Origin of the sequence: Streptomyces sp. NPDC008121, from assembly GCF_042957155.1 — a bacterium.
In the GTDB taxonomy this organism is placed as follows: Bacteria; Actinomycetota; Actinomycetes; order Streptomycetales; family Streptomycetaceae; genus Streptomyces.
The window spans coordinates 389,508-402,913 of the sequence record NZ_JBIBHT010000002.1; the positions used below are offsets into that span (position 1 = coordinate 389,508).

Genomic DNA, 13,406 nt, shown 5'->3' on the forward strand with positions numbered 1-13,406 from the left:
GCCCGCACCGGCCGGTGCGGGCACCCCGTGAGGCCGCGCTGTCGGCGTGGTCAGCGCACCGCCACGGTTTCCTCGCTCAGCGGGACGAAGGGCTGGAGGAAGTCCCCGCTCCCCCGCACCAGACCGTAGGTGGCCTCCGGGACCTCGATCCAGGCGCCCGGCAGCCCGCTGAGCGGTTCGGAGACCACGAGGCGGCTGTCGTCGGAGAGTTCGTCCAGGAACGTCAGGTCGGGGTGGAGACCGCGCAGGGTCTCCACCTCGGCGCTGTAGTAGAGGGAACGCGAGCGCCGTTCACTCGAATAGCGGAAGACCCAGATCCCTTCGCCGTCGGTCACGGCGATCGTCATCTGGAGCGGGTTCTCGACCCCGTGCTCCCGGCCCAGGCTCTCCACATGGCCGGCCATCCGCGCGACCGCCGCCGGCGGGTCCTGGTCCAGGCCGTAGGTGAGGGCCAGGAAGAACATGACCTCGGAGTCGGTCGACCCCTCGATATCAGCGAAGAGCGACGGATCGATGCGCAGGCACAGATCCCGCCGCAGCCGGTGGAAGTCGTTGATCGCGCCGTTGTGCATCCACAGCCAGCGCCCGTGGCGGAAGGGATGGCTGTTGGTCTGCTGGATCGCGGAACCCGTGGACGCCCGGATGTGGGCGAAGAAGAGGTGGGAGCGGATGTGCGACGAGATCTCGCGCAGATTGCGGTTGTTCCACGCGGGCCCGGTGTCGCGCACCACCGCCGGCGTGGGCAGACCGGGGGTGTACCAGCCGATCCCGAAGCCGTCGCCGTTCGTCGTCTCCACGCCCATGCGCGAGTGCAAGCTCTGATCGATCAGTGAATGTGCCGGACGGTACAGGACGGAATCCAGGAGCACCGGGGTCCCTGAGTAGGCGAGCCATCGGCACATGCTGTGCGCTCCTTCCCTACCTCCCCCGGCACGTGGGCCCCTCCATCATCACGCGTCGTCAGGGGTGACCGCCAGACGGCACGCCGGAGCGAGCGGCTCCGCATCCCGGCCCTGACCTGCCATACTCCTCACGATGCGTGTCGCACTGATCACAGCGGGCTCCCACGGCGATGTGGCGCCCTTCACCGGCCTCGGTCACGGGCTGGCCGAGGCCGGTCACGACGTCACCCTGGTGACGCACGAGTCCTTCGCGGACCTGGTGGGCAGGGCCGGTCTCGGCTTCCACGGCCTGCCCGTCGATCCCCGGGCCGAACTGCGGTCGGAACACGGTCGTCGGCTGCTGTCCAGCAGGAGCGGGCCCGGGAAGCTGGCGTGGGTCTTGGCCATAGCGCGGCGGCTGGTCGGCGACATGGCGCAGGGCATGCTGGAGGCGGCCCGGGCGAGCGACGTACTGCTGCTCTCCGGCTCCGTCGCCCCGCTGGGCCAGGCCATCGCCGAGGGGCTGCGGCTGCCGAGCCGGGGCATGTGCCTCCAACCCCTCGCGCCGACCCGCGCGTTCCCTCCGCCCGTCGTGGGCACTCGGTCCTGCGGTGGCACCGGCAACCGGTGGGCCGGGCGGGCGGTCAATGCCGCCCTGGACCTGGTCTTCGACGAGGCGGCCCGCGCCCTGGAGGCGGAACTCGGTGTTCCGCACCGTCGTTCGCGGGCCCGGCGCCGGGCCCGCGAACGGCAGGACTGGCCCGTGCACCACGGCTTCAGCCCCTTCGTCCAGCCCCGGCCCGCCGACTGGCGCCCCGGTCTGACCGTCGACGGCTACTGGTGGCCGTACGACGCCGCGACGGCCGAACTCCCCCGCGAGGTGCGGGATTTCCTCGACGCGGGCCCCGCGCCGGTCTTCGTCGGCCTGGGCAGCCCGACGGTGCCCGACCCCGAGCGGGTGAGCGGCCTGATCGTGCGGGCGCTGCGGGCGGCCGGACTGCGGGGCGTGGTGCAGTCCGGCTGGAGCGGGCTGCGGGTGGAGGGGGACGACATGCTGACGATCGGTGAGGTGCCCCACTCCCTGCTGTTCCCCCGGATGGCGGCCGTCGTGCATCACGCGGGCGCGGGGACGACGGCCGCAGGGCTGCGGGCGGGCGTGCCGGCGGTGCCCATGCCGGTGTGGTTCGACGGGGCGTTCTGGGCCGCCCGGCTGAAGGCGCTCGGCGTCTCGCCCGGCTCCGTACCCCTGCGGCGGTTCACCACGCCGGACGCGCTCGCCGCGGCGCTCACCGCCGCCACGACGGACCCGGCCCCCCGCCGGCACGCCGCCGCCGTCGCCGCGCGGCTGCGGCGGGAGGACGGCGTGGAGCCGGTACGGGCCGCGCTCGCCCGGCTCGACCTCTGAACGCCCCGCGTGCGCGCCGCCGGACACGTACCGTGTGATCACGCGTGCCGGTGAGGCGCGGGGGAAGGGGAGTCGATGGTTCCGGGGACCGTGCAGCAGTTGACCATCCTGCTGATCCTGGTGCTGCCCGGGGTCTTCTACCAGGCCGTCAGGGAGCACCTTCGAGGGGCCGTCGCGGCCGAGCAGGAGCCGCAGAACCGGCTCGTACGGGCGATCGCCGCCGGTGCCCTGCTCGACGCCGTGTACGCGCTGGTCGCGGGGCCCTGGCTGGTGCGGGTCCTCGCGGGTGAAGGCGCCGGGCCGGTCGCGGGGGTGCTCCGGCAGCCCCGTGCGGCGGGGTTCGCCGCGCTCGTCCTCGTCGTCCTGGTGCCGGCCGGGGTCGCCTGGGCGGAGTCGGCGTGGGACCGGCGGCGCAGGAAGGCGCGGTACGAACCGACGCCGACGGCCTGGGACGCGCTCTTCCGCGACCGGGGTTCCTGCTTCGTCCGGGCCCGGCTGAAGAACGGCCTGTGGGTGGGCGGTTGGCTCGGGACCCGGTCGGCGGTCTCGGCGTACCCGCAGCAGGGGGACGTCTATCTGCAGGCGCAGTACCGCATGGGCCCCGACGGCGCCTTCCTGGGACGGGTGCCCGGCACGGCAGGGGTGTATCTGCGGGCCGCCGACATCGACGTACTGGAACTGCTCCACCCACCGGATCCGGCACCGGGTACGGGCACGGACGCGGTCGCCGGCGAGACTCCGGGGGCCGTGCCCGTGCCGGCGCCGGCCGTCGTTCCGGCGCGCACACGAGAGGAAGGGACGGAACGTGACGCAGCACGAAGGGCAGCCCACTGACGAGGAGTTGGACGCCCTGCTCGCGGAGTTCTCCGAACGCCGCACCTACCGGCCCACGGACGAGGTGCCCGAGCCCGACGACGTGCCGCAGGCGCCCTCCGGGACCGCGATGGGCGATCCCGGAGATCCCTCGTCGGCCGCCGGCTGAGCCGGGGCGTCGGGACGTCGGCGCGGGTCGGTCAGGGCCCGTTGTGGAGGTGCGCGGCCCACAGGTGGGGCGCGTGGAGGAGGCGGGCGCGGAGCTCCCGGACCGGGCCGTGCAGGGCCGTCGCGGGGTCGAGGGGCCGCCCGTGCGCGAGGTCGTCCGCGAGGGAGGCGTAGAACCGCTCCGTGAGCCGAGTGGCCACCTTGTCGGCGACCGGCCAGAGCGTCCCGATCACATGCGGATACCCGGCGAGCTGGAACGCCGACACCAGGTGGACCGACTCGTCGGGGAGCAGCATCCCGCCCTGGGACGTGGAACACGCCGAGAGGACGGCGAGGACCGCCTCGGTCGGGCTCTGCTCGGCCGCGTGGAGGACCGTGAGCCGGCCGTCGTGGAGGACCAGACCGCTCGCGGAGGGCTCCAGCGGGTCGCTCACGCCGTGACAGCTGAAGTGGACCCAGGGGTGTGCCGGCAGGCGGTCGCGTACGGCGTCCACCGTGGCCGCCCGTCCCGCGAGTTCGACCCCGTCGGGGAAGAGGCCGCGCAGCAGCCGCGCCTCCTGCGACGCGCCGGGCAGCGGGGCGGCCCCTGGCGTCTCGGCGAGGGAGACGACCAGCGGAGCGGGGCGGCGTGCGGACGCGGTGGCGGGTGCGCGGCGGGCCCGGACCAGGGCGCGCAGGGTGGGCGTGTACGAGGAGACGACCCGGTCCATGACGCTCCGGCCGGAGCCGGCGGACGCGTGCGAGGCCGGGTCCGTACGGCCCGCGGCGTGCAGCGGCAGGAAGGACAGCCAGCCGGTGGGGCACCACCAGAGCCGTGTCCAGGGTTCGTCGTCGATCGGGACGGTGCGCAGACCGAGCCGGTCGAGCACCGGCTCGGTGACCGTGTCCCACAGCCACGCCAGCGTGTCGGTGAGCCTCCGCATCGCGGCGCGGGCGCGCGGCGCGCCCTGGAGGCCGTACGACTCCTCGATCGCGTCGAGGAAGTCGACGGCGCGGCGCTCGGCCTCTGCCTGGTCGAGGGCGGGCAGCGGGACCACCTCGATCCGCCCGTCGGGGGTGACGACGAGCGCGTCGGAGCGGTACCGGCTGACGTTGACCACCACCACGGGGCCGGCGGCGGCGGCCGGGAGGAGGTCCGCGACGCTCGGGGGGCTCAGGAAGTCGGCCAGGCCCGGGAGTCGGCGGATCCGGCCGAGCAGCGCGTCCCACTCGCGGGACAGGGCGTGCCGCGACTCGGCCGCGAGCCCCGCGTCGCCGCCACCGGCCCCGCGCTCGGGAGCGTGCGGGCCGGACGGCGGGGGCCCTGGCAGGCCCGAGGCGTGCGGGCCGGGGGGACCGAAGCCGGGGGCCCGCACGTCGGTGCCCACGTCGACGCGGAGGCCCGCCGGCCCGCGCCCACCCGCGCTGAGGGCGTCGCGGATCCGTTCGAACTCGGCGGCCAGGCCGGGGGCGGCCGCCCGGAGCCGGGAGAGGTCGCCGCGGCTCTCCAGGCCCTGAGCGAGCAGCACTCCGCGGCCCTGTTCGAGGAGCGTGAGCGCCGCTTCGGGGTCCCCGGCCCGGAGGGCCAGCGCGGCGGCGTCGGAGGCGATTCCCCTGCCCGCGCCGAGCCGTGACTCCTGATCGGCGCGGCCGAGGCTGCGCGGAGCGAGCCGGGGCAGCAGGCCGATGGCGTACGTGTACGCGGTGAGCGCCTCCCCGTCCCGACCGGAGGCGGCCGCCGCGTCGCCCCAGACGCGGGCGGCGAGCACCCGGGTCTGGACCGGTGCGACCGGACTGTGCGCCGACTCCCGGGCCAGCCGGGTGGCCTCCGCCAGGTCGGCGGGATCGCCGACCACCGCTCGCCCGAGCTGGGCCCGGGCCAACAGCCATTGGGTGTGGGCCTGGTCGGGATGGCCGTCGGGGATGCGCGCGAGGGCTTCCCGAGCCGCGCTCACCGCCCGCTCCAAGAAGTCGCGGGCGGCCCGGCCGGCCGGGTCCTCGGCGAGTTCCCCCGCGAGGACGCAGGTGGTGGACAGATTCATCAGGGCCGCGGCCCGCCGCGGATGCCCGTCGCCCAGACCGGCGACCGCTTCCTCCAGGACCGTCCGCGACTCCGCCAGCGCGGCGACGTCCGCCTCCTGGGAGAGGGTGTATCCGGGCAGGGCGAGGCTCAGCAGCAGGACACCGAGGTTGACACGGGCGATGTCCCTGGCGTGCCGCTCTCCGTGCTCCAGCGCGATGGCCTCGCGCAGCAGCCCGGCGGCCTCGTCGGCGGCGGCCCGTTCCTCGGTGATCTGGTGCCAGGACCGGAGCGCCTCGGCGAGGTTGGAGAGCAGTCCGGCGCGCTCGAACGCGGTGGGCGGGCTCTCGTCGACGGCGCGGCGCAGGACCGTCACGGCCTCCGCGAGCCAGGTCCGGTCACCGGTGATCCGGGCGCGGTGCATCAGGGCGGCGCCCAGGTTCGTCAGCACACCGCCCATGCCCGCGGCCCGGACGGGCGCGGTGGCGACCGCCTCTCGCAGGACGCCGATCGCGGTGTCCATGAGGGCGTCGTCGGCGGTCTCGGCCGCGCGGCCCCACAGGCACCAGCCGTAGCTGGTGAGCACGGCGGACCGGTCGCGGGGGGCGCGGGCCGCGTCGAGGGCCGCGCGGTAGCGCGTGAAGGCCTCCTCGCGCAACGCCTCGTCGTGGGTGCGCAGATGGAGGTCGGCGAGGACGTTGGCGAGGCCGACGAGGGCACGGGGGACGGATTCGCCCAGCTCGCGGGAGCCCAGGGCCGGGGCCGCCTGCGCGGCCGCGACCGCCCTGCGGTGCCAGGTGACTGCCTCCTCCAGGAACGCGCCGTCCCCGGTGAAGCGGGAGAGCGAGCGGAGCGCGTTGCCCAGGCGGCTGTAGTTGCCCTCCTGGCCTGGTACGGCGGAGCCGGTGTCCCGTACCGCCTCGCGCAGCACCTCCACGGCCTCCTCGACCAGCCGGGCGTCCGAGCGGAACTGCGCGAGGTACTGCAGGCCGTCGCCGAGGTTGCCCAGCCGGTGCGGGAGGTAGTGGTCGTCCGGTGGGGAGGCGTCGACGGCGTCCCGGTGCGCCCGTACGCCCTCGGCGAGGAGCTTTCCGTCGGCGGTCAGGGTGGCGAGGCCGATCAGGGCCGCGCCGAGGTTCGAGCGGTGTGCCGCCTCCTCCGAGGGGCTGCCGGTCTGCGTGGCCGCCAGCGCCTCGCGCAGCACGCGCACGGCTTCGACGAAGTGGGCCGGGTCGCTCGTCGTGGTGGCCCGGTCGAGGTGGAAGGCGCCCAGGCCGCCGAGGTACTCCGCGCGGCGGGGGTCGTCGGCGGGGAGCAGCCCGATGGCCTGGCGCATGAGGGCGATCCCCTCCTGCCGGTCCCGCTCGGCGTCGCCGTGCGGGTCCGCTGAGCGCGGGTCGTCCGGGGCGTCGGGCCGGCGGGGCCGGGTGGGGTCCGGAGCCTGGTGGGCTGCCAGCTGGGCGAGCGCCGATCCGAGGTGGAAGCGCACCTGCGCCTCCCGGGTCCCGCTCGTGCGCGGCAGCGCCAGGCACGCGCGGAGCGTCCGTACCGCCTCATCCGCCGCCACGGCGGCCGCCGCTTCGTCGCCCGGCCTCTCGCTGACGGCCTTGAGGGCCAGGGCGAGCTTGAGGAGGGCACCGGCGTGCTCGGCCGAGTGCGGCGGGGCCGCGGCGACGAGCCTGCGCAGGAGGGCGACCGGCTCGTCGAGGGCGTCGGGCGCTTCGGTCACGCGCGCGTGCATCCTCAGCAGGTCGGCGAAGTCGGTGCCGCGGGAGATGCCACGCGGATCGTCGGCCGGGGTGGCGTCGAGCGCCTCACGGGCGCTGTCGATCGCCGCCTCCAGATCGGCGACGCCGCCGCGTGCGACGAACCGGGCGCGCAGGACGTCGCTCAGGACGCTCTTCGCCTGGGCGCGGACGGGGTGCCCGGCGGGGGCGGTCTCCACGGCCTCCCGGGCAGCGCTGTACGCGGCGTCGAGGGCGGCGGGGCTCCCGCTCCGGATGCCCTGGCCGTGGAGGACGAAGGCGAGCTGGCTGAGCGCCATGGCCCGTTCGACGATGTTGGGCGCCCGTTCGGCCGCGCGCCGGCAGATCTCGACGCCCTCGTCGTAGAGGGCGGTACGGGTGGCGCTGTCGTGACCTGCGGGCGCCCCGGCCGTTCCCGTACCCGCCCCCGGAGGCGGACCCGTTCGGGTGGCCGTCCCGACGGGTCCCGAACCGGGGGTTCCCGGCCCGTCGTGCCCCGCGTCGGTGGTCGGCTCCGGCGCGAGGGAGAGGGTGATCAGCGCGGCCCCCAGATCCATGAGGTACGCGCCGGTCGCCGGCTGGTCCGCCGCGGAGACCGCGACCGCCTCGCGGAGCGCCCTGACCGCCTCCGGCAGCAGCGAGGTGTCGTCGAGCAGGACCGCGGCCGAGACGAGCGTGGAGCCCAACTGGGCCAGGAACAGGGCGTGGAAGAGGTCCTGCGGCTCGGTGAGCCGGATCGCCTGCTGCGTCTCGCCCAGGCACTCGCGCATCACGGCCGGATCGGAGGTCGCGTCCGCCCAGGAGCGCAGCGCGAACCCGAGGTTGGCGTGCCTGCGCGCCTGCTCTTGCCGTTCGCCGGGGGCGGCGGCGACGGCGGCGCGGCTGACCTCCACGGCGTCGGCGAGCACGTCGCGCCCCGCCCCGTCCCGGTAGGCGTACACCATGATCAGGCCGAGGTCCGACAGACAGGTGCCCTGTTCGGCGCTGCCGGCCGGGAAACCCCCGACGGCGTGGCGCAGCAGCCGGGCGGCGGCGGGCAGCACCGCCGGGTCGCGGTTCCGTTGGTACAGCACGGAGATCCCGGTGCCCGCCTGGAAGGCGTCCCCGGGATCGGCGTCGGCCCCGGCGGGCTCGTCCGCGAGGACCGCCAGGAGCGGGCGGACGAGCGGCGGCATGCGCTCGGGGTAGGCGGCGTGGACGTCGAGGAAGCAGAGCAGGGCAGCGCCGAGCGCCGCGGCGTCCTCGCCGCCGCCGGCGAAGTAGCGGCCCCATTCGAGGAACCCGAGGGCGTAGCTGCCGACCAGCAGGACCCTGCCGTCCGGCAGCGTGGCGGCGCGGCGGACCTCCTCGGCGGCGGCCTCGGCCTCGTCGGTGAGGAACCAGCGCAGTTCCTCGGCGTCCTCCTCCGCCCGCAGGGTACGGGCCAGGATGACGTTCGCCTTCTCCTCCGCGAACCGGGACCTCTCCTCGGCCGTCATGGTCTCGTGCCGCCCGCCGTCCACGCACCGTTCCTCTCACCGTCCGCGCGTCGGCCCTGTCGCCGTCCGCGCACCCTGTTCCCGGCCGTGCGGGACGTCCGTCACATGCCCTGGGCGGGCGGGACATCGTCCGCGAGGAGCAGGACCAGGTCCTCGCGGGCCGGCCGTCCGTGCGGGGCGAAGCGTCCCGCCTGGCGCTCGACCATCGTCTCGAGCAGCGTCCGCGCGTCCCGCCCGTTGGCCGGGTCGCCGCGTCGGGCACGCCGGTCGAAGTGCTCCGTCAGCAGCCCGGTGACCTCGGGGGCGAGACGGAACTCCAGGGCTTCCGCCTGGAGTTCGACGATCCTCGTCAGTTCGTCGGGTTCGTAGGCCACGAACTCGACGGTCCGCGAGAAGCGGGAGCGCAGTCCCGGTGTGGCGTTCAGGAACGTCCGCATCTCCTCGGTGTAGCCGGCCGCGATCACCACGACCTCGTCGCGGTGGTCCTCCATCAGCTTGGTCAGGACGTCGATGGCTTCCTGGCCGAAGTCGCTTCCGGCGCCGAACCTGCGCGACAGGCTGTATGCCTCGTCGATGAACAGGACGCCGCCGCGGGCGCGTTCGAAGACGCGTTGCGTCTTCTGGGCGGTGTGGCCGAGGTACTCGCCGACGAGGTCGCCGCGGGCGGCTTCCACGAGGTGTCCCTGCCGCAGCGCGCCGAGGCCGGCCAGGATCTCGCCGTACAGGCGGGCGACGGTCGTCTTGCCGGTTCCCGGCGGGCCCGAGAAGACGAGGTGGTGGGCGACGGGCGGGGCGGGGAGGCCCGCGGCCTCGCGCCACCCGGCGAGCCGGATCAGGTCGACCTGTACGCCGACCTGCCGTTTCGCGGCGTCGAGGCCGATCATGCGGTGGAGCGCGGCGAGCGCGGCGGCCTCGGGCCTGTCCGAGGGCCCGCCGGCCGGGCCGGTGGTCCGGGTCGCTGCCGTGCGAAGGCCGTCGAAGCGCACGCGGGTGTTGCCGCCGGCGACGGCTTCCCCGCGGAAGCCGGTCACCTCGCAGTCCGTGAACCGGCCGTAGACCAGGGCGGCCAGTCGGATGCCGTCGGCTTCGCCGCCGCGCAGGACGGCGTGCTCCACGGTGGCGTGGCTGTTGTCGCTGAGGATGACGCCGCAGCCGGCGGAGTCCGTGACCGTGAGCCGGTCGATCGTGACGTCGGCCGTCGACACGGCGAGGACGCCCGCCTCCGCGGGTGCGGACACCGCGCAGTCCCGGGCGGAGAGGTGGGTGTCGTCACGGCAGTTGAGACCGAACAGTCCCGTCCGCTCCAGGGTGCAGCGGTCCGCCGTCAGCCGCGCCTTGCCTTCGAGGCAGATGCCCGAGTTGGTCATGTCCGTGATGGCGGCCCCGGTCACCGTGACGGTGACCGCGTCGCCCCGCGCGAGCAGGCCGGTGCCGCCGTTCGTCAGGTGTACGTCGGTGAGTTCGGCGGTGGACTCGTCGCGGATCAGGACGGCGCTGCCGGTGTGCTCGGCGATCCGCAGGCCGCTCGCCCGGCACCGCGCCTTGTGGACGAGGAGCCCTAGGCGCCCCTTCCGCATCCGGCAGTCCTCCATGACGAGCGAGCCGCCCTCGGCGAGGCTGACGCCGGTGTCGCCGGTGTTCTCCCAGGCGCAGTCCGTGAGCCGCCCGCGGCCTTGCCCGCCCACGCTGACGCCGGTGACGCGGCAGTGGTCGAAGCGGCTCCCCCGCACGACCGGGTCGGCTCCGCGGGCGATGTACATGCCGTGCTCCGCCGTCGTGACGGTGGTGTCCTCGACGGTGCCGCGCGCCTGGTCGACATAGGAGAGGGCCGTCGTCGGGATGTCGCGGACGTCGCAGCGGGCGACGTCGACCTCCGCCTGCTCGGTCGCGAGGACGGCGTGGCCCGCGGTGCGGTGCAGGCGGCAGTCCTCGAGGGTGGCGGTGGAGGCGGAGACGCTGACGCCGCAGCCCCGGGCGTCGGCGATCTCACAGTCGGTGAGGGTCGCGTGGGCGCCTTGGGTGAGGACGACGGCGTCGGCCTTGGCGGCGAGGAAGCGGGTGTGGCGCACGGTGGCGCGGGCCGCCGTCAGCGCGGTCCGGCCGGTCCGGATCACACCGTGCTCGATCGTGATCTCGCCACCGGGCAGGACCTGGACGGCGTACTCCCCGAGGCCCGCCACGCTGCACCCGCTCATCCGGAGCCGGCCGGTGACGCGGACGGCGGCGGAGGCCCTGTTGACGATCCGCAGGCCGGTGAGGGCGACGTGTCCGGTGCAGTCGACGGTCACCTCGTCCGGCGTCTCGATCTCCACGGTGCCGCCGCCCCTGGCCGCGCGCACTTCGACGGTTCCGCCGAGCGTCAGCGGCTGGGGGTACCGGCCGGGTTCGACGAGGACGAGGACCGGGCGGCTGCCGGCGTCGACGCGGAGGGCGGAGGCGATGGTGCGGTGGGCGCCGGGTTCGTCCGGCGCGACCCGCAGGGTCAGGGGCTCGCCGGTGGCGCGAGGGCCCGGCAGCACCGGGCCGGCGTCCGCGGGGCCGCCGGGGGCGCTCATGCCGCCGGCGGATCCGATCCGGCGCAGGGCGGCGGTCAACTGCTCCGGGAAGACGTCGAGTCCGTGCCAGTTGGCCGGACCGGGCGGGTGCAGCGGCACGATCTCCACGATCCGCTGGTCCGGCCGCAGGGGGAAGTTCCGGTGCGGCAGCGGGGCCGGCGACGGGACGCCGGGGGCGAGCCGTCCGAGGACGGCGGTCGCCCGGAGCGCGGTCCCGCCGCGCCGGGTCAGGGCGGCGCCGGTGGTCACCTCGATCAACTCGCCCCAGGTGAGGACGCGTTCGCCGGGGCCGACGGTCAGCCGTACCCCGTCCTGGGACACGCGCAGGCGCACGGGGGCGGCGAGGAGGCGCACCAGCCACCCCACGCCGGTCACGGCGGCGGCCAGGGCGGCCGTCGACACCGCGACCGTCTGCGGGAAGGCGACCCCCTGTCCGATGGCCACCGCGCCCGAGGCGCACAGGGCGGCGAGCGCGGTCAGCGGGCGGGTGCGCAGGAGCAAGGACGCGTACCAGGGCAGGAGTTGCCCGGGTACGGTGACGCAGGCGGCCCGGTCCGGGGGCAGGGTGGCGGTCCCGTGCCAGCGGTCTCCGGCAGGGGGCCGCAGGAGCCGGTCGAGGCGGTCCGGTGTCAGCGCCAGGGGCCGCAGGTCGAACTCGACGGCCTGCCAGGACGGCGACCATCCCAGCGACCGGCGTCCTCCGAGCCCGGTCGGGCTGCCGCCGCGCGGCCGGACCAGGAGACGGCCCCGGAACTCGGCCGCCGGGTCGACGGCGGCCGGTACGGTACGCGCTTCGGGGACGAGGAACATCGCCTCGATCGCGTCCCACGGGAGCCGTAAGCGGCGTAATCCCCGGCGCAGTTCGAGGCCGTCGGGGGCCACGACGAGCCGGGTCGAGGCCGTGGCCCTCGCCAGGAGCCGTGCGAGCACCACGGCCCACACCACGGCACCGAAACCGAGGAGGGCCGTCCGGGCCGGCGCGGCATGCGCCGCGACGACGGCGTAGGCGCACAGCCCGAACGCCACGGCAGCCGGTACGGCGAGCACGACGGCCTCCCCGCGCGCGTCCCCCGCCGTCCCGACCCGGACGGTCCCGCCCCCCGCGTCGCCACGGACCTCGGGATCGAGCGCCTGTGCCATCACACCCCCGTCGGCATCCCCCATGCGTGTGCGTTCAACGTAACGCAGCGGCATCACCGCCCGCGACCGGACCCCCGACTCCGCGTGACCACCGGCGCGCAGGTTCTCCCGACCGCACGCCGGGACCAACTGCCGTGTGTCGCATGGCAGTCACCGGGGTGGCCGGATGGCCTACGGCAGCGAGGCGGCGACCACGGCGGCCGCCTCCGCGATCAGACGATCGTCGTGGGGGGCGTCGGGGTCGGGGCGGTGGGAGAAGACGGCCAGGGCGAGGGGGGCAGCGTCCGGGCGCCAGACGATGGCGATGTCGTTGCGGGCCCCGTAGCCGCTGCCGGTTCCCGTCTTGTCGCCGACCACCCAGCCTCGGGGGACTCCGGCCCTGATCAGCTTGTCCCCGGTCGTGTTGGTCCGCAGCCAGGTGGTGAGCCGCTCGCGTTCGGGCGTCTTGAGCGCGTCCCCGAGGACGAAGGCGCGCAGATCGCGGGCGAACGCGCGCGGTGTGGTCGTGTCGCGGGTCTCCCCCGGGGCCCAGCGGCTCAGCTCGGGCTCTCGGCGCTCCATCCGGGTGACGTCGTCACCGAGTCGGGCGAGCGCGGTGTCCAGGCCGTGGGGGCCGCCGAGCGCGTCGAAGAGGAGGTTGGCCGCGGTGTTGTCGCTGTACCGGACGGCGGCGTCGCACAGTGCGCTCAGGGTCATTCCGGTGCCGACGTGCTTCTCGGTGACGGGAGAGTGCGCGACCAGATCGTCCCGGGTGTAGGTGATCACGCGGTCCATGCCCCGGGGGGTGTACTTCCGCAGGACGGCTCCGGCGGCGAGCGCCTTGAAGGTGGAGGCGTAGGCGAACCGCTGGTCGGCGTTGTGCGCGATCTCGCGGCCCGTGCCGGTGTCGACGGCGTAGACGCCGAGCCGTGCGCCGTACTTCCGTTCGAGCGCGCTCAGCCGGGCGGCGTACGGCGCCGGGTCCGCCGTCGGCGAGGCCGTCGGCGCCGTGGGCGGGGCGGGGGGCCGGGACGAGGAGGCGGGCGTGCCGTCCCGGCCGCAGGCGGTGAGCGGGACGAGGGTGAGGGTGACGAGAGCGCCGAGGAGGGCGCGGCGGACTCGACGGTGGCGCATGGTCCGTACCTTCATCCGTGCGGGGGGATCGGGGTCGTCCACACCCTCGCCTCGAACGGCCCCCTTGTCCAACACCCCGGGCCACGGATTCCGGCCGTTCCGCTCCCGC

Annotated in this window: 7 protein-coding genes; 3 read left to right on the plus strand and 4 right to left on the minus strand. The window is 75.4% G+C overall.

All coding sequences use genetic code 11. The features are described from left to right. Positions 1–50: 50 nt before the first annotated feature. Positions 51–902: a class II glutamine amidotransferase gene (locus ACFZBD_RS07315; protein ID WP_391136934.1), complete on the minus strand. Its 852-nt coding sequence runs from the start codon at positions 900–902 to the stop codon at positions 51–53. A 133-nt stretch (positions 903–1,035) separates the two neighbouring features. Between ACFZBD_RS07315 and ACFZBD_RS07320 the strand changes: the two genes are divergently transcribed. From ACFZBD_RS07320 to ACFZBD_RS07330, 3 genes are all read left to right on the plus strand, one after another. Continuing rightward, positions 1,036–2,286 carry a nucleotide disphospho-sugar-binding domain-containing protein gene (locus ACFZBD_RS07320; protein ID WP_391136937.1) on the plus strand — a complete coding sequence of 417 codons (1,251 nt, stop codon included), beginning with the start codon at positions 1,036–1,038 and terminating at the stop codon, positions 2,284–2,286. A 75-nt stretch (positions 2,287–2,361) separates the two neighbouring features. Further along, complete coding sequence (locus ACFZBD_RS07325) at positions 2,362–3,120, plus strand: DUF6338 family protein (RefSeq protein ID WP_391136941.1); 759 nt, start codon at positions 2,362–2,364, stop codon at positions 3,118–3,120. Continuing rightward, entirely contained in the window at positions 3,092–3,268 is a 177-nt protein-coding gene (locus tag ACFZBD_RS07330) for a hypothetical protein (RefSeq protein WP_391136944.1), read from the plus strand. Before ACFZBD_RS07325 ends, ACFZBD_RS07330 begins: the two co-directional genes overlap by 29 nt. Before the next feature lie 31 nt (positions 3,269–3,299). On the opposite strand, the gene ACFZBD_RS07335 is transcribed toward ACFZBD_RS07330, so the two are convergent. The 3 genes from ACFZBD_RS07335 to bla form a co-directional block, all read right to left on the minus strand. Continuing rightward, a complete protein-coding gene (locus ACFZBD_RS07335; protein WP_391136947.1) occupies positions 3,300–8,513 on the minus strand; it encodes a CHAT domain-containing protein in 5,214 nt (1,737 codons plus the stop codon). Positions 8,514–8,590: 77 nt separating this feature from the next. Further along, positions 8,591–12,208, minus strand: coding sequence for a right-handed parallel beta-helix repeat-containing protein (locus ACFZBD_RS07340; protein ID WP_391136949.1), 3,618 nt, complete (start codon positions 12,206–12,208; stop codon positions 8,591–8,593). Between the two features lie 147 nt (positions 12,209–12,355). Beyond that, entirely contained in the window at positions 12,356–13,297 is a 942-nt protein-coding gene (bla, locus tag ACFZBD_RS07345) for a class A beta-lactamase (protein WP_391136952.1), read from the minus strand. Positions 13,298–13,406 lie beyond the last annotated feature (109 nt).

Coding starts and splice junctions, on each gene's coding strand:
- ACFZBD_RS07325 (WP_391136941.1), top strand. CDS start 2,362: ATGGTTCCGGGGACCGTGCAGCAGTTGACCATCCTGCTGATCCTGGTG.
- ACFZBD_RS07320 (WP_391136937.1), top strand. CDS start 1,036: ATGCGTGTCGCACTGATCACAGCGGGCTCCCACGGCGATGTGGCGCCC.
- bla (WP_391136952.1), bottom strand. CDS start 13,297: ATGCGCCACCGTCGAGTCCGCCGCGCCCTCCTCGGCGCTCTCGTCACC.
- ACFZBD_RS07340 (WP_391136949.1), bottom strand. CDS start 12,208: ATGGGGGATGCCGACGGGGGTGTGATGGCACAGGCGCTCGATCCCGAG.
- ACFZBD_RS07315 (WP_391136934.1), bottom strand. CDS start 902: ATGTGCCGATGGCTCGCCTACTCAGGGACCCCGGTGCTCCTGGATTCC.